Genomic DNA, 16213 nt, shown 5'->3' on the forward strand with positions numbered 1-16213 from the left:
TGAGCCCCCCTTGCCTCCGTTGCCGCCGATCCCGACCAAGCGGCCCACTTGCGCAGCGCTGAACAGGCCAACACTCAGATCGCCAAGACGTGCGGCTGATCTTCGAGTAGGGAGCGGGCCCGGTCCTCGGGTAGTGCACGGGGCCCAGAGCGCCTCGAAAGCCCATTCGGGGCTTCACTAGAATTTGGTCCACTATGACGACCGCGGGGCACCAACCAATCCAGACCCCGCTGGCCGGGCTCATTGAACTCGCGCTCGCCGATCCTGGCCTGCAGGAACTGACCAGGCGCGCCGCTGACGGCGATGCCGGGCAGGCGCTGGTCGGGCCGTCCAACGCCAGATTGCCGGTGGCGGCCGCGCTGGCCGCCGCGGGTCCGGTGCTGGTGGTCGCGGCTACCGGTCGAGAAGCCGACGACCTGACCGCTGAACTGCGGGCCGTCCACGGTGACGCGGTGGCGCTGTTCCCGTCCTGGGAGACGCTGCCGCATGAGCGGTTGTCACCCGGCGTCGATACCGTTGGTGCCCGGCTGACCGTGTTGCGCCGATTGGCCTCACCCAACGATGCTCGGCTCGGTCCGCCTTTGCGCGTGGTGGTGACCACCACGCGCTCTCTGCTGCAGCCGCTGACCGATGTTGCCAGCGTCGAACCGGTGACTCTGACCGTCGGCGCGGACGCCGATTTTGACGACACCGTGGCCCGGTTGGTCGAGCTGGCCTACACCCGGGTCGACATGGTGGGCAAGCGCGGCGAGTTTGCGGTTCGTGGTGGCATTCTCGACCTCTTCTCTCCCACTGCCGAGCATCCGGTGCGCGTCGAGTTCTGGGGCGACGAGGTGTCCGAAATGCGGATGTTCTCGGTGGCCGACCAGCGCTCAATCCCGGAGATCGACGTCAACACCGTGATTGCGGTGCCATGTCGAGAGTTGTTGCTCACCAACGATGTTCGCGAGCGTGCTGCCGCGCTGGCCGAGGCTGTGCCCAGCGCGGAGAACCGTGTCACCGGCAGCGTCGGCGACATGCTGGCCAAGCTTGCCGAGGGCATCGCGGTGGACGGCATGGAGGCACTGCTGCCGGTGCTCAGCCCCGGTGAGCTGAGCCTGCTGACTGACAAATTGCCGACCGGTGCTCCGTTGTTGATCTGCGATCCGGAGAAGGTCCGCACCCGGGCGGCCGACCTGATCAAGACCGGCCGTGAGTTCCTGGAAGCATCTTGGTCGGTGGCGGCTATCGGCGGAGACGCCCCGATTGATCTTGAAGCACTTGGTGGTTCTGGCTTCCGGGAGTTCTCGGATGTACACAACGGGGCACTGGCAGCCGGCCATCCGTGGTGGACCCTGAGCCAGTTGGCCAGCGAATCGGCGCTTGAGGTCGACGTGCGCCCGGCGCCGTCGGCCCGCAGCCAACAGAGCCTGGACGAGATTTTCGCCATGCTGCGCGCCCACATCGCCACCGGCGGGCTGGCCGCCGTGGTCACCCCGGGCACCGGTACCGCGCACCGCGTGGTCGAACAACTCGCTGAATCAGATGTTCCGGCAACCATGTTGGAGCCCGGTGCGCAGCCCAAGGTCGGTGTGGTCGGCGTACTCAAGGGTCCGCTGCACGACGGTGTGGTGTTGCCGGCGATCAACCTGGTGGTCATCACCGAGACCGACCTGACCGGAAACCGCACGACGGGAACCGAGGGCAAAAAGCTTGCTGCCAAACGACGTAACGTCGTCGATCCGTTGGCCCTGACCGCGGGCGACCTTGTGGTGCACGATCAGCACGGCATCGGCAAGTTCGTCGAGATGACCGAGCGGGTGGTCGGCGGTGCCCGCCGCGAATACCTGGTGCTCGAATATGCGTCGTCCAAGCGCGGCGGCGGATCGGACCGGTTGTACGTGCCGATGGACTCGCTGGACCAACTGTCCCGCTATGTCGGTGGTCAGGAACCCACCCTCAGCCGGCTCGGCGGCAGCGACTGGACCAACACTAAAACCAAGGCGCGCAAGGCTGTTCGAGAGATCGCCGGCGAGCTGGTGTCGTTGTACGCCAAGCGGCAGTCCGCACCCGGACACGCCTTCGCGCCGGACACCCCGTGGCAGGCCGAAATGGAGGACGCCTTCGGCTTCACCGAGACCATGGACCAGTTGACCGCCATCACCGAGGTCAAGGCCGACATGGAGAAGCCGGTTCCGATGGACCGGGTGGTCTGCGGTGACGTCGGCTACGGCAAGACCGAGATCGCGGTGCGAGCGGCGTTCAAGGCAGTGCAGGACGGAAAGCAGGTGGCCGTGCTGGTGCCTACCACGCTGCTGGCTGACCAGCACCTGCAGACCTTCACCGCTCGGATGGCCGGGTTCCCGGTGACGGTCAAGGGGCTGTCCCGCTTCACCGATCCGGTCGAATCCCGTTTGGTGATAGAGGGTTTGAAGGACGGCTCGGTCGACGTGGTGATTGGCACACACCGGCTGTTGCAGACCGGGGTCACCTGGAAGGACCTCGGTCTGGTGATCGTCGACGAGGAGCAGCGGTTCGGCGTCGAGCACAAGGAGCACATCAAGTCGATGCGCACCCACGTAGACGTGCTGACCATGAGCGCCACCCCGATTCCCCGAACGCTGGAGATGAGCCTGGCCGGCATCCGGGAGATGTCGACCATCCTGACGCCTCCCGAGGAACGTTTCCCGGTGCTGACTTACGTTGGGCCGCATGACGATAAGCAGATAGCTGCGGCATTGCGCCGCGAGCTGTTGCGCGACGGGCAGGCGTTCTACATCCACAACCGGGTGAAGTCGATCGACGCCGCGGCTGCGCGCGTGCGGCAGATGGTGCCGGAGGCCCGTGTCGTCGTCGCGCACGGTCAGATGAACGAGGAAAACCTTGAGAAGACCGTCGAGGGATTCTGGAACCGTGAGTTCGACATCCTGGTCTGTACCACGATTGTTGAGACTGGCCTTGATATTTCGAACGCCAACACGTTGATCGTCGAGCGGGCCGACACCTTCGGCCTGTCCCAGCTGCATCAGCTGCGCGGCCGAGTCGGCCGTAGCCGTGAACGCGGGTACGCGTATTTCCTCTATCCACCAGAGGTTCCTCTCACCGAGACCGCCTACGACAGGCTGGCCACTATCGCGCAGAACAACGATCTGGGCGCCGGCATGGCTGTGGCCATGAAGGACCTGGAGATTCGCGGCGCGGGCAATGTGCTGGGTGTCGAGCAGTCCGGCCACGTCGCCGGGGTGGGCTTCGACCTGTACGTCCGGCTGGTGGGCGAGGCCGTGGAGGCCTACCGGGCTGCGGTGGACGGGAAAACAGTTGTGTCCGTTGAGGAACCGAAGGAGGTGCGGGTCGACCTTCCCATCGACGCGCACCTGCCGCCGGACTACATCGGCAGCGACCGACTACGCCTGGAGGCCTATCGGCGGCTGGCCGCGGCGACCGATAGCGCCGCCGTCGCCGCGGTGGTGGATGAACTGGTGGACCGCTACGGCCCGCTGCCCGAGCCGGCGCAAAGGCTGGTGGCGGTGGCCCGACTGCGGCTGCTGTGCCGCCAGTACGGTGTCACCGAGGTCAGCGCGATCTCGGATTCGACAATCCGGTTGTCGCCGTTGACGTTGATGGATTCCGGGCAGTTGCGGCTCAAGCGGATCCACCCCGGGGCGACGTACCGGGCCACCACGTCTACCGTGCAGATCCCGATTCCGCGTGCCGGGGCTGGGGTCGGTGCGCCGCGCATCCGGGATTTGGAACTTGCCCGCGCGGTCGCTGGACTGCTGCTTGAGCTTGACGGGAAACCGGCCGGCGCAGTTGATATAACCGACCTGGGAGGTAAAGCAGTGGGTGAGCAGTCGCGATGACCGTGGTCCTAGTCGATCCGCGTCGGCCCTCGCTGGTCCCGATCGACGCGCTGGGCCTGCTGGCCGGTGATGTGCAGTACACCGAGGAGCTCCCGGTCAAGGTGCCGTGGTCGCTGCCGTCGGGCCGGCCGACCTACGGCGACGGAGAGAGCCCGGCTCCGGTGCTGCTGTCCTCGGACCCGGAGCATCCCGAGGTGCGTGCCCGGCTGTCGGCCGGGGAGCAGCTGATTGCGGTTGCCGCTGCGCAACCAGGGGAGCGGCTGATCGACGCGGTCGCGATGATGGACAAGCTGCGCACCAATGGCCCGTGGGAAAGCGAGCAGACCCACGACTCGTTGCGGCGGTACCTGCTGGAGGAAACCTACGAGCTGTTCGACGCGGTGCGTGGCGGCAATGCCGACGATGTCCGCGAAGAACTTGGAGATGTGTTGCTGCAGGTGTTGTTTCACGCCCGGATCGCCGAGGACGCGCCGGTGCATCCGTTCGATATCGATGCCGTCGCCGATACCCTGATTCGTAAATTGGGCAATCGGGTGCCCGCTGTGCTTGCCGGACAAGAGATTTCGCTGGAAGAGCAGATCGCCCAGTGGGATGAGCGCAAGGCGATGGAAAAAGCTGCGCGGACGTCCTGCATGGACGAGGTGCCGACCGCGCTGCCGGCGTTGGCGTTGGCGCAGAAGCTCATCGAGCGGGTGGGTGCAGCCGGGTTGCCCGCAGACCTATTGCCGCCCGGGTTGACGTCGGTGACGCTGACGCCGGACATCGACGCGGAAAGTACCCTGCGCACAGTTGCTTTGGAATTCATCGACACCGTGCGGGCGGCGGAACACCGGGTCGCCGCGGCGCGCCGGGGTGATGACGTTGCGATCGAGTTGGATGACGCCCCGCTGGGTGTGGTGTCCGAGGACGAGTGGCGGGAACACTGGGCGGCGCCGAGCGACTGAGCGGCGGCTCGCGGGCGCCTTTTCGTCGAAATTGACGAAAAGGCCACCCGCACTGGCGCTTTCCGGCCCAAATGTCCGTTTGGGCGCAAGGGAGCGCGAAGGAACTCAGCTGAAGAGGGTCGAACCCCAGAAGTCCGACGAGCCTTCGCGCACACCGGGCGGGCACGCGAAGATGCCGCTGCCGGTGTGGGTGATGTACTCGTTCAGTGCATCCTGCATCGACAGTTGCGTCTGCATCGGGATGAACGACGTTTCGGGGTTTCGCACGTAGGCGATGAAGAACAACCCGGCGTCCAGGTGGCCGAAACCGTCTGAGCCATCGGTGAAGTTGTACCCGCGGCGCAGGATCTGTGCCCCGTTGTTGTGCTCCGGCGCGGCCAGTCGCACGTGTGCGTCGACGTCGATCATCGGCGCCCCGTCGGCGCCCTTGCTGTCGAAGTCCAGCGGGGTGAACTCGTCGCTGTACCCGTTGGGTGCGCCAGTGCCCTTCTGCCGACCGATGACCCGCTCCTGCTCGATAAGCGTTGTGCGGTCCCAGGATTCGATAAGCATCCGGATGCGCCGGCTGATCAGGTAGCTGCCGCCCGTCATCCAGTCTGGGCCATCGCCGTGGCCGACCCATACATGCTGGTCGATCGCGGAGGTGTCCTCGGCCTTGAGGTTGTTGGTACCGTCCTTGAACCCGAACAGGTTTCGCGGTGTGGCCTGATTGCGGGTCGTCGAGGAGGTACGCCCGAACCCGAGCTGGGAGTACCGAACCGCGACGGTGCCGAAGCCGACTCGGGCCAGGTTACGGATCGCATGAACCGCGACCTGCGGGTCGTTGGCGCAGGCCTGCACCACGATGTCGCCGCCACAGCGCGCCGGGTCCAGTTTCTCCTTACGGAACTTGGGCAGGTCCGCCAAGTGGGGCGGTCGCAGGGCATCGATGCCGAACCGGTCCTTGCCGTCCTTACGGAAGAACCCCGGTCCGAAACCGATGGTGAGCGTCAATGCCGAGGGCGAAAGACCCAGTGCCTCACCGGTATCCGACGGCGGCGCGTACTCGTTCTGGCCGATTGCGCCACCCGGCACAGCTTCCTGGCCGAGCGTCATCCGCTCGGCCATCTTGGTCCACTCCTTCAGCATGGCCACCACGTCTTCGCGCCGGTCGGTCGTGACGTCAAAGGTGGCGAAGTGCATGCGGTCCTGCGCGGCAGTGACGATGCCGGCCTGGTGGGCCCCGCGGAACGGAACCGGTTGGTGCAGGCCGTTGTCGACGGCGGCGGCCGACGACCGGCCCGCCAGGGTCCCCGCAGTCGCCGCGCCGACCACTGCGGCAGTCACGCCGGCCGCGCCGAACAGCTTACGGCGGGAGAACCCGGCCTTGCGGGGCTCGTCTTCCGGGGTCGTGGCCCGGGCCTCACTGCTTGGCGATGACACCCTGCACCTGGCTGACTTCGGCGCTCAGCGCGTCGATGGCACGCGAAAGTTCTTGTCGCTGTGGCTCAGTGACCTTGTCGTAGGTGATGAAGCCGTCGCCCGCACGGTACTTGTCAAGCAGCCCCTGGACAGTGGCGAATGCGGCATCGACGCGCTTGCCCAGCGCCGCGTCGCGCTCATCGAGGATCGGGCGGACCGAACCCACTGCGGTGCGGGACCCGTCGATGTTGGCCTGGAAGTCCCACAGGTCCGTGTGGCTGAAAGTGTCCTCTTCGCCGGTGATCTTGCTCTTGGCGATCTCATCGAGCAGGCCCTGCGCGCCACCGGCGATCTTGGTCGAGTCGATGGTCCACTTGGGGTCCTTGACGCCGGCGTCCAGCTCCTTGACGTCAGCCATCAGCTGGTCGGCGACCGCATTGGTGTCCGGCTGCAGGCCGCTGACCCACAGTTCCTTCTCCAATCGGTGAAAGCCGGTCCACTTGTCGCCGGGGCGCAGGTCCGCCTCGCGCAGGTCGAGCCTCGGGTCGAGGTCGTTGGGGAACGACTCGGCCACGGGTTCGATGCGCTCGTAGTAGGTGCGGGCCTTGGGGTACAGGTCCTTGGCGCCGGCGACGTCACCCTTCTTGATGGCGGCAACGAATGCCTCACTGGCGGTGATCAGCTCAGTGGTCTGGTTGGTGACGTAGTTCTTGTAGCTGTCCGCGGCTTCCTTGAACTTGCCTTGGGTGTCGACCTGGACGGCGTTGCCGGTGACGTTGAAGTTCCCGCGGATGCCGTCACCGACCATGCCGGGCTTGCACGCAGTGGTGTAGCCACCGGGCTCGGCGAGCTGCACGATCAGCTTGCGCTGCAGGCCGGGAGAGATGTTCTCGATCTCACCCATCACCCGGTCACCGGCGCCGTAGACGTAGAACTCGGTGACCTTGGTGCCGTTGTTGGTGATCACGAATGTGCTGGGGCCGGTGCCGGTTTCGGTCTTGGACAGCTTGCACTCGGTGTCCGAGGCGGCCACCGTGATGTCGCCGGGGGACTGCTTGCCGGCGTCGGATTGTTTCGGGGTGCACGCCGAGATCGAAACTCCGGCTACGCCGGCAAGCAGCGCCGCGGCAGCGGCCTGGCCTGCTTTGGCGTTCAGCACAACAAGACTCACGTGGTGGACCTTTCCTGGGCGGGTTCGCCTTCGGCGACCTCTGACTCGGGGGATACGGCCGGCGCGGCGGATGCAGCGGCGGGCGCGGTGCGGGGGATGGGGCGCAGGAACAGCGTCAGCACCACCAGCAGATATACCGACCAAGCCGTGAACTGAAGCACGGTCGGGGTCGGGGTGACATTGAAGACGCCTTCGATGACCTGGCCGTACCAGGACGACCAGTCGAGCGCGCCCGTGAGATCAAAGGCCTTGGCGCCCAAGCCGGGCAGCCAGCCGACGGTCTGCAGCCCGCCAATTCCGTAAGACAGGATGCCGGCCGCGACCACGACCAGGAACACCCCGGTGTACTTGAAGAACTTGGCCAGGTTGATCCGCACGGCGCCGGCATACATCCCGTAGGCGATGACGCAGGCGATCAGGACGCCGATCAGCAGCCCGGTCAGCGGCCATGCGGTCTCGGCTTCGGCATAGCCGACCATGAACAGCGCCGTCTCGACGCCCTCACGACCGACAGCCAGGAAAGCCAGGCTGGCGACGGCCCAACCGCCGGTCTGCAGCGCGCGGGCCATATCGCCGCGCAGCTCACCGGACATGGACGCCGCGACCTTCTTCATCCACAACACCATGGTGGTCACGATGGCCACCGCCACCAGCGACGCGACGCCGGCGATGGCCTCGGCGGCCAGGCCGGAGATGGTGTTCTCACTGAATTGGATGGTCATGAACACACCGATGGTCATCGCGATGGCACCGCCCACCCCGAGCCACACCCACTTGAGGGCGTCGCGGCGGTCGGATTTCACCAGGAATGCGATAAGAATCGTGGCGACGATCGCAGTCTCGAGTCCTTCTCGCAGGCCGATCAGCAAACTGCCGAACAGCTGTGAGGTGACACTGGGTCCTGCGGCGACCAGCGACAACGGCACCTCGAAGGTTGTGCTCATCCGCGGTCCTTAGGTAGGTCGGTTTCCCACACAGGGTTGCCTTGCCAAAGCAAGGTAAGCCCACCTTAACAGTGGGGGTCCAGAGGCTGTGCAGGTCTGTGCCAGGAAGGCGTCGCTGTCGACGTGGATCGGTTCGGGCATGCGACGATTGCCGGAGAACATGTCGGTCGGGAACTACGGTGCTGAGGGAGTCTGGGTGGTGCGAGTGCGTTGGCTGCGGGTGCTCGCCGTGATCGCCGGTACGGCTCTACTCATGGCTTCTAGCTGCTCGTTTCAGCCCGGCTATCTCCGTGGCGTCCCGCCACCGGCGGGTCCGCCGGTGCCCAAGATCGACACCCATATCAAGGGACGTCCCGCCGACCAGCTCCGCGGCTGGGCCGAGCAACTGGCGCCGCCGCTGAACATTCCGCCGCGCGCGTTGGAGGCGTACGGCTATGCAGCGCGAGTCGCAGAGGTCGAGAACCCCAAGTGTCACATCGCGTGGACCACGTTGGCCGGCATCGGGATGATCGAGAGCCACCACGGCACCTACCGGGGCGCCAAGATCCAGCCCAATGGTGATGTGACGCCGCCGATTCGCGGAGTGCCGCTCGACGGAACCATGAACAACATGCGGATTCCGGATTCCGACGCCGGCGAGATGGACAGCGACGGCGCCGTCGACCGGGCCATGGGACCCATGCAGTTCATCCCCGACACCTGGAAGCTGTACGGGGTCGACGCCGATAACAACGGCTTCGCCAGCCCGGACAACATCGATGACGCAGCGCTGTCGGCGGCGGGCTACCTCTGTTACCGCGGTAAGGACCTGTCCACCCCGCACGGCTGGATGGACGCGCTGCACGCCTACAACCTGTCCGACGACTACGCGCGCGCCGTCCGGGACTGGGCGACTGCATACGCCAATGGTCACCAGCGATAAGAAGCCACGCGCGGACGTCCCAAGGCCGAAGGCGGGCGGCACCGTTTAGGCTGATGGGCGTCCGCAGGAGCACGTGACGCAAGGGAGACACTAGTGCCCATCATCGAACAGGTCGGAGCCCGCGAGATTCTCGATTCCCGGGGCAATCCGACGGTCGAGGTCGAGATTGCGCTGACGGACGGAACGTTCGCCCGCGCTGCGGTACCTTCCGGCGCCTCCACCGGTGAGCACGAGGCCGTGGAGCTGCGCGACGGCGGCACCCGTTACGGCGGCAAGGGTGTGGAGAAGGCCGTTGAGGCGGTGCTCGACGAGATCGCCCCCGCGGTGATCGGCCAGGCCGCTGACGACCAGCGGCTCATCGACCAGGCACTGCTCGATCTGGATGGCACTCCGGACAAGTCGCGCCTGGGCGCCAACGCCATCCTCGGCGTGTCGCTGGCCGTGGCCAAGGCCGCTGCCGACTCGGCCGGCCTGCCGCTGTTCCGCTACATCGGCGGACCCAACGCGCACATCCTGCCGGTGCCGATGATGAACATCCTCAACGGTGGCGCACATGCGGACACCGGCGTCGACGTCCAGGAGTTCATGGTCGCCCCGATCGGTGCCCCCACCTTCAAGGAATCGCTCCGCTGGGGTGCCGAGGTCTACCACTCGCTCAAGAGCGTGCTCAAGAAGCAGGGCCTGGCCACCGGTCTGGGTGACGAGGGCGGTTTCGCCCCGGACGTGGCCGGCACCAAGGCCGCGCTCGATCTGATCAGCACCGCCATCGACGCGACCGGCTTGAAGCTGGGCAGCGACGTGGCCCTGGCCCTGGATGTGGCCGCCACCGAGTTCTACACGGAGGGAACGGGTTACGCATTCGAGAAGCAGACCCACACCGCCGAGCAGATGGCCGAGTTCTACGCCTCGCTGCTGGACGCCTACCCGCTGGTGTCCATCGAGGACCCGCTGTCTGAGGACGACTGGGACGGCTGGGTGGCGCTGACCACCGCCATCGGTGACCGCGTGCAGCTCGTCGGCGACGACCTGTTCGTCACCAACCCGGAGCGGCTGGAAGACGGCATCGAGCGTGGCGCGGCCAACGCGCTGCTGGTCAAGGTCAACCAGATCGGCACGCTGACCGAGACTTTGGACGCCGTCGCGCTGGCGCACAACGCAGGTTACAAGTCGATGATGAGCCACCGCAGTGGCGAGACCGAGGACACCACCATTGCTGATCTGGCTGTGGCCTGCAGCTGCGGCCAGATCAAGACCGGTGCCCCGGCCCGCAGCGAGCGCGTCGCCAAGTACAACCAGCTGCTGCGCATCGAGGAGGCCCTGGGCGACGCCGCGCGCTACGCCGGCGACCTGGCCTTCCCGCGTTTTGCGGTGGAATCCAAGTAGTTTCGCGGGTTCTGACCTTTCGACATGCCCGATCCGAAGCGGCGCACCCCCGCATCCCGGCCCGCCAAACCCGGCGAGGCCAAGCGGGGGCGCGCCGGTACCGCGGCGGGCGCCAAGAAGGCTGCGGGTAACCGGCCCAAGGAACACGCGGCCGAGCCGCGTCGTACCCCGGACAACCTGCCGGTACCGGTCACTGAACCGATCCGGCAGGCCTACACGGAATCGGTCGAGTACCAATCCGAGCAGCGACTGGGGTCGGCGGCGCGCCGGGCGGTGATCCTGGCTGTCGTGGTATGCGTGTTGACGCTGACCATCGCCGGCCCGGTGCGAACCTACTTCGCGCAACGCACCGAGATGCAGCAGTTGTCCTCGGCTGAGTCTCAATTGCGTTCGCAGATATCGAATTTGGAGCAGCAGAAAGTGAAGCTGGCGGACCCGGTGTACGTCGCCGCGCAAGCCCGCGAGCGGTTGGGCTTCGTGATGCCGGGGGACATTCCCTATCAGGTGCAACTGCCCGCCGGGGCGCTGACACCGCCGCCGGCCCCCGCACCGCCTCCCACTGCGAAGAGCAACCAGCCCTGGTACACGTCCCTGTGGCACACCATTGCCGATGAGCCACACGGTGTTTCGCCTGCGCCGGCGGTTGGTACACCACCGACCGACATGGCCCCGACCGATGTGCCGGCGCCCGCTCCGTCACCTGAGGTGCCCCCTGGTGGTTGACCAAGCTGATCTGGATGCCGTCGCGGCCCAACTCGGACGCGAGCCGCGGGGTGTCCTGGAGATCGCGTATCGCTGCCCCAACCGCGAGCCCGGCGTCGTAAAGACAACGCCCCGATTGCCTGACGGCACACCGTTTCCCACCCTGTACTACCTGACGCATCCGGTGTTGACCGCGGCCGCCAGCCGGTTGGAATCCTCCGGGTTGATGCGGGAGATGACCGAGCGGTTGGAAGCCGACCCGGAATTGGCTGCGGCCTACCGCCGCGCGCATGAATCGTTTCTGGCTGAGCGAGACGCCATCGAACCGTTGGGCACCACCTTCTCGGGCGGCGGCATGCCGGACCGGGTCAAGTGCCTGCACGTCGTGATGGCGCACTCGTTGGCAAAAGGCCCGGGCGTCAACCCTTTTGGTGACGAAGCGCTGGCCTTGTTGGCGGTCGAGCCGGCGATGGCCGGAATTCTGGATCCGAAGGTGTGGGTGTGACGAGTCGCGTCGCTGCTGTCGATTGCGGGACGAACTCCATCCGGTTACTGATCGCTGATGTTCACGGTGGTCACCTAGGGGATGTGCACCGCGAGATGCGCATCGTCCGACTGGGTGAAGGCGTCGATGCCACAGGGATGTTCGCGCCGACCGCGCTGGCTCGCACCGAGGCGGCACTGGTCGATTACGCTGCGTTGATGCGGGCCCACGATGTGTCGAAGGTGCGGATGGTGGCCACCTCCGCGGCCCGCGATGCCGGCAACCGTGACGAGTTTTTCGCCATGACCGCACGGCTGCTGGGCACCGTGATGCCCGGCGCGGTGGCCGAGGTGATCACCGGAACCGAGGAGGCCGCGCTGTCTTTTCGCGGTGCGGTCGGCGAATTAAGCAGTGCCGCAGGGCCGTTCGTAGTGGTCGATCTCGGTGGCGGCTCTACCGAGGTGGTGCTCGGTGGTGCCGGCGCGGACGTCGACACGGTGGTGGCGAGTTACTCGGCGGACATCGGCTGTGTCCGGATCACCGAGCGCTGCCTGCATTCGGATCCGCCTACCGCCGATCAGGTGGCCGCGGCCCGCGAATTTGTCCGGGAGCGGTTGGCGCAGGCACTTGAAGCGGTGCCGGTCGAGCGGGCCCACACCTGGGTGGGGGTGGCGGGCACCTTCACCACCTTGGCGGCGTTGGCGGCGGGCATGCCGGACTATGACTCGGACGCAATTCACCTGTCCCACACGAATTTTCCGTCATTGCTGACGGTGTGCGAGGACCTGATCGCGATGCCCCGAAGCAAGCGTGCGGCGCTGGGCCCGATGCATGAGGGGCGAGTCGACGTGATCGGTGGCGGCGCCATCGTGGTCGAAGAATTGGCTCGCGAACTGGGACAACGAGCCGGGATTTCTGAGCTGGTGGTCAGCGAGCACGACATCCTGGACGGAATCGCGCTGTCGATCGTCTGAGGGATTCACCAGCACACGGCCCGTGGCGATATCCGGGGACGCCGCCATGAGCCGTGGCCTGGTGCAGTCTGGTGGTGCTATCCGCCGCAGTTGGGGCGGTTGTTGCAGTGGTGACCGTTCTGGCATGCGTGGCAACGGCAGGTACAGCCGGGCTGGCTATTCATCGTGTTCACCTCTGGTAGGTCGGGCCTATCTCTATATGACCATTTCACGATAGTTCGACCGCCACTTGTTGGGAACCGTATGCGGGACTGGACTTAACCGAGCAGACCGGGGGCCTGTCGGACGGTGTTCTCGATCCGCAGCTGTCAACTTTTATTGACCATGTCAACATAAGTTGACCGCTCGCAGCGCGATGGTGCCGTCAGACATCACGGTTCGACGATTTGGCCACCAGCGGGCCCGAGCCGGCCCTGGCCTGAGGCGTCGGCCGGCTTACCCCCGGTGTCCTTCTTGACGCGTGCCTTGGATGCGCCGACTGCGCCCGCCGTGCCTACCGTTCCCGGCGCGTTCAGCACCCCTTGCGCGCCCAGATCGACGTTCCGGCCGCTTTCGCTTGCACTTTCCGGCCCATTTGTCCGAATCGGCGAAAAGCCGGTCACGACTGGAGCGCACATCTCGATTGCCTTTTCGGTGTACACCCGGTAGCCGAAATCAGGGTTGTAGCCATGGATTTCGGGAGTGTCCAGATCGCGCAGGAACGTCAGGATCTCCCGGCTGAACACCTGGCCGGGTACCAGCACCGGGAAGCCCGGCGGGTAGGGCGTCACGAACGTCGCCGACACCACGTCCACCCCGTTGTCCATCTTCTCGAAAACCTCTTCGGTAGAAAGGTATTCGCAGTTGGTGTCGGTGTAGGACAGGTAGAAGGCGCGGCGGACGTCACCTTCGGGAGTATCGGTTCCATCGCTGGAAATGTCTCTGAACACGGGGTGGAAGCCGCTGAAGTTCGGTAGCGACGCGGAGCTGGTGGTCAGCCGTCGTACGTTCTGCTCGAACCGGCCGCGCTCGCCCAGACCCATCTCCGAGACCGCCTCGTCGAGCTCGCCGGCGATCTTCACCAGCACCTCGACCAGGAAGGCCACCGAACTGCGGGTGGTGCCGATATTGGTCATGAACAACACGGTGTTTCGCGACGTCTTGTTGATCTGCACGCCGTGCCGGTCCATCAACTGTTCGCGTTTAAAGGTGTCGCCGTCGTAGCCGGTGCGCCCGATCGACAACGTGATGCGCGACGGGTCCAGCACGAATTCGTCGTTGTCCCAGGCGGTCATCATGTTCCGTAGGCCGGAGCGCAGCGGTTGTGCGATGTGGCTGACGCGGTACTGGTCGGGGATCAGGTCCGAGGTGCGCAGGCATCGCATGTATTTGCTGAGCAGCGGGTGGTTGTCGATGGCGTCGCGCAGTTGCATCGCGTTCTCGATCTGGCGCTGTACCAGTTCCACACCTTCCAGCGCGACCTGGCGCCGCCCCAGGTCCAGCGACGCCAGAATCTGGTAGTTGGGCGAGGTCGACGTGTGCGCCATGTATGCCTCGTGGAAGGCCTCAGAGACCTTCTGCTCGAAGTCCTGGTCGAAGACGTGGATCATCGAACCCTGGCGCAGCGAGGTCAGTGTCTTGTGCGTCGACTGTGACGCGTATACCCGAACCCGTGCCTTCGCAGGGTCCGGCGTCAGCCGACGACTCAGCAATTCCTCTTCAGTGGGCGGGTTTTCGGTATCGGCCTTGAGTTGCTTCTCGTACGCGGCGATGTATTCCGGGTCGGCCAGCTTCTCGCGCAACCGACGGGCCGTCGCCATGGCGGTGCGGTGCCGGTACACCGGGTGGAACCGGGCGAACGCGAACCAGGCTTCGTCCCAGAGGAACACCAGATCCGGCTTGATGGCCAGGCATTCCTCCATCACCCGCTCGGTGTCGTACACGATGCCGTCGAAGGTGCAGTTGGTCAGCGAGATCATCTTGACCCGGTCCAGCTTACCGGCGGCCTTGAGCGCCAACAGCTTTGACTTGATCTCCCGCAGCGGGACCGCGCCGTACATGGTGTAGTCCGGTAGCGGGTATGCCTCCAGATAGATGACGTTGGCCCCGGCCATCATCATCCCGTAGTGGTGTGACTGGTGGCAGTTGCGGTCCAGCAGCACGATGTCGCCGGGCGCCACCAGCGACTGGGTGACGATCTTGTTGGCCGTCGACGTGCCGTTGGTGACGAAGTAGGTGTGCCGGGACCCGTACGCCTCGGCGGCCAATTGCTGGGCCTCGCGCAGCGGCCCGGTCGGTTCCAGCAGTGAGTCCAGTCCGCCGCAGGTCGCCGAGGTCTCGGCCATGAAGACGTCCAGCCCGTAGAAGCTGACCATGTCTTTGATCCAGTGCGAGTTGACAATTGACTTGCCCTGGCTGATCGGCAGCGCGTGGAATACCCCGGTGGGACGGTGGCTGTATTGCTTGAGCGCGCTGAAAAACGGTGTGCGGTAACGCTCTGCGACGCCCTGCAGGATCGACAGGTGCAGTTCCAGCACGCCCTCGCGGGCATGGAACACCCGGCGGAAATGCGGACCCAGTCGGCCCGCGATGTCCTCGACCTCGATTTCGGTCATGAGGTACAAGTCCAGTTCGGGTCGCAGCTCTTCCAGCGACTTGGCCAGGATCTGGGCCCGCTCGTCCGGCGACTTGTGGTCCTCCAAATCGGCGGACACCTTGGTGTCGACGAACTGCGCCAGCGACGACAGGTCCCGCTCAGACTGGTGGCTGAACCGTCGCCGGATCACCACCGACTGCAGGTTGACGTTGAGGCGGGCGGCGATCAACGCCTCGTCGCCGCTGGCGACCACCACCAGCTCGTAAACGAATTCGTCGTCAGGTCGGCGCCAGCTGCGGACTTCGGCGCGCAACGCCTGCTCCTGGGCCTCGGTCATCTTCTCGACGATCAGCACCTCGAAGTACAGCTGCTCCTTGCGGGTGACCGGCTGCTGCTCCAGTGTGCGCGGGTCGGTGGGGAACATGTCGGTGTCGTCCATGCCCGCGGTGTCGATATCGCCGGTGCGGTACGACTCGGTGGTCAGCGCCCGATTGATCCGGGCTACCGCTTTCGCGAACTTGTCGTAGCTGCCGGCGCTGAACAGCCGCTGCACCTTGGCGAACTGCGGCGAACCCGGATATGCCCAATAGGGCTCCAGCGGGGTGAGCGTGGCCAGCAACTCTCGGCAGATGCCGATGTACCGCTCCTTGAGGTCGCCCGTGGTGGTGGTCCGGGTCAGCCGGTCGGCGGCCTCCTCGAGTCGGCACCAGGAGTCGCCCCGGAGTTGCCAGACGCTGTTGTACGCGCGCGAGTTCTCTACCATTTCCAGCCCTTTCGCAGGTGCTTTCGGTGGGAAGGCATCGAAGTCCAGCGTTCCACCGTCGACAGCGGGTGTCAGTCGAACAACTGGCGAACATCTGTGCTTGCTCGTCAC

Annotated in this window: 11 protein-coding genes; 7 read left to right on the top strand and 4 right to left on the bottom strand. The window is 65.6% G+C overall.

Annotated features, from left to right (window positions below):
* Positions 1–194: 194 nt before the first annotated feature.
* Both mfd and M2432_RS25000 read left to right on the top strand, forming a co-directional pair.
* A complete protein-coding gene (mfd, locus tag M2432_RS24995) occupies positions 195–3839 on the top strand; it encodes a transcription-repair coupling factor (RefSeq protein ID WP_280829532.1) in 3645 nt (1214 codons plus the stop codon).
* Entirely contained in the window at positions 3836–4783 is a 948-nt protein-coding gene (locus M2432_RS25000) for a nucleoside triphosphate pyrophosphohydrolase (RefSeq protein ID WP_280829533.1), read from the top strand. The genes mfd and M2432_RS25000 overlap by 4 nt, the downstream gene beginning before the upstream one ends.
* A 105-nt stretch (positions 4784–4888) precedes the next feature.
* Here M2432_RS25000 and efeB read toward each other — a convergent pair whose 3' ends face one another.
* The 3 genes from efeB to efeU are packed head-to-tail and all read right to left on the bottom strand — an operon-like array spanning position 4889 to position 8299.
* Positions 4889–6205 carry an iron uptake transporter deferrochelatase/peroxidase subunit gene (gene efeB / locus M2432_RS25005; protein WP_280829534.1) on the bottom strand — a complete coding sequence of 439 codons (1317 nt, stop codon included), beginning with the start codon at positions 6203–6205 and terminating at the stop codon, positions 4889–4891.
* A complete protein-coding gene (gene efeO / locus M2432_RS25010) occupies positions 6186–7355 on the bottom strand; it encodes an iron uptake system protein EfeO (protein WP_280829535.1) in 1170 nt (389 codons plus the stop codon). The genes efeB and efeO overlap by 20 nt, the downstream gene beginning before the upstream one ends.
* A complete protein-coding gene (efeU, locus tag M2432_RS25015) occupies positions 7352–8299 on the bottom strand; it encodes an iron uptake transporter permease EfeU (protein WP_280829536.1) in 948 nt (315 codons plus the stop codon). Before efeU ends, efeO begins: the two co-directional genes overlap by 4 nt.
* 196 nt (positions 8300–8495) lie before the next feature.
* On the opposite strand from efeU, the gene M2432_RS25020 reads away from it, so the two are divergent.
* The 5 genes from M2432_RS25020 to M2432_RS25040 all read left to right on the top strand — a co-directional run bounded on the left by M2432_RS25020 (position 8496) and on the right by M2432_RS25040 (position 12764).
* Positions 8496–9221 (top strand): lytic murein transglycosylase, encoded by a 726-nt coding sequence (locus M2432_RS25020; RefSeq protein ID WP_280829569.1) that lies wholly within the window; start codon positions 8496–8498, stop codon positions 9219–9221.
* A 93-nt stretch (positions 9222–9314) separates the two neighbouring features.
* Entirely contained in the window at positions 9315–10604 is a 1290-nt protein-coding gene (gene eno, locus M2432_RS25025) for a phosphopyruvate hydratase (protein ID WP_280829537.1), read from the top strand.
* 24 nt (positions 10605–10628) lie between these two features.
* The gene (locus tag M2432_RS25030; RefSeq protein WP_280829538.1) at positions 10629–11327 is read left to right on the top strand and encodes a septum formation initiator family protein; all 699 of its coding nucleotides are present in this window, start codon (positions 10629–10631) and stop codon (positions 11325–11327) included.
* On the top strand, positions 11320–11811 hold the full coding sequence (locus tag M2432_RS25035) for a DUF501 domain-containing protein (RefSeq protein WP_280829539.1): 492 nt from the start codon (positions 11320–11322) through the stop codon (positions 11809–11811). The genes M2432_RS25030 and M2432_RS25035 overlap by 8 nt, the downstream gene beginning before the upstream one ends.
* Entirely contained in the window at positions 11802–12764 is a 963-nt protein-coding gene (locus M2432_RS25040; RefSeq protein ID WP_280829540.1) for a Ppx/GppA phosphatase family protein, read from the top strand. The genes M2432_RS25035 and M2432_RS25040 overlap by 10 nt, the downstream gene beginning before the upstream one ends.
* Before the next feature lie 371 nt (positions 12765–13135).
* On the opposite strand, the gene M2432_RS25045 is transcribed toward M2432_RS25040, so the two are convergent.
* Entirely contained in the window at positions 13136–16102 is a 2967-nt protein-coding gene (locus M2432_RS25045; protein ID WP_280829541.1) for a beta-eliminating lyase-related protein, read from the bottom strand.
* Between the last annotated feature and the right edge of the window lie 111 nt (positions 16103–16213).

This window comes from Mycobacterium sp. OTB74 (assembly GCF_029892685.1).
GTDB lineage: Bacteria > Actinomycetota > Actinomycetes > Mycobacteriales > Mycobacteriaceae > Mycobacterium.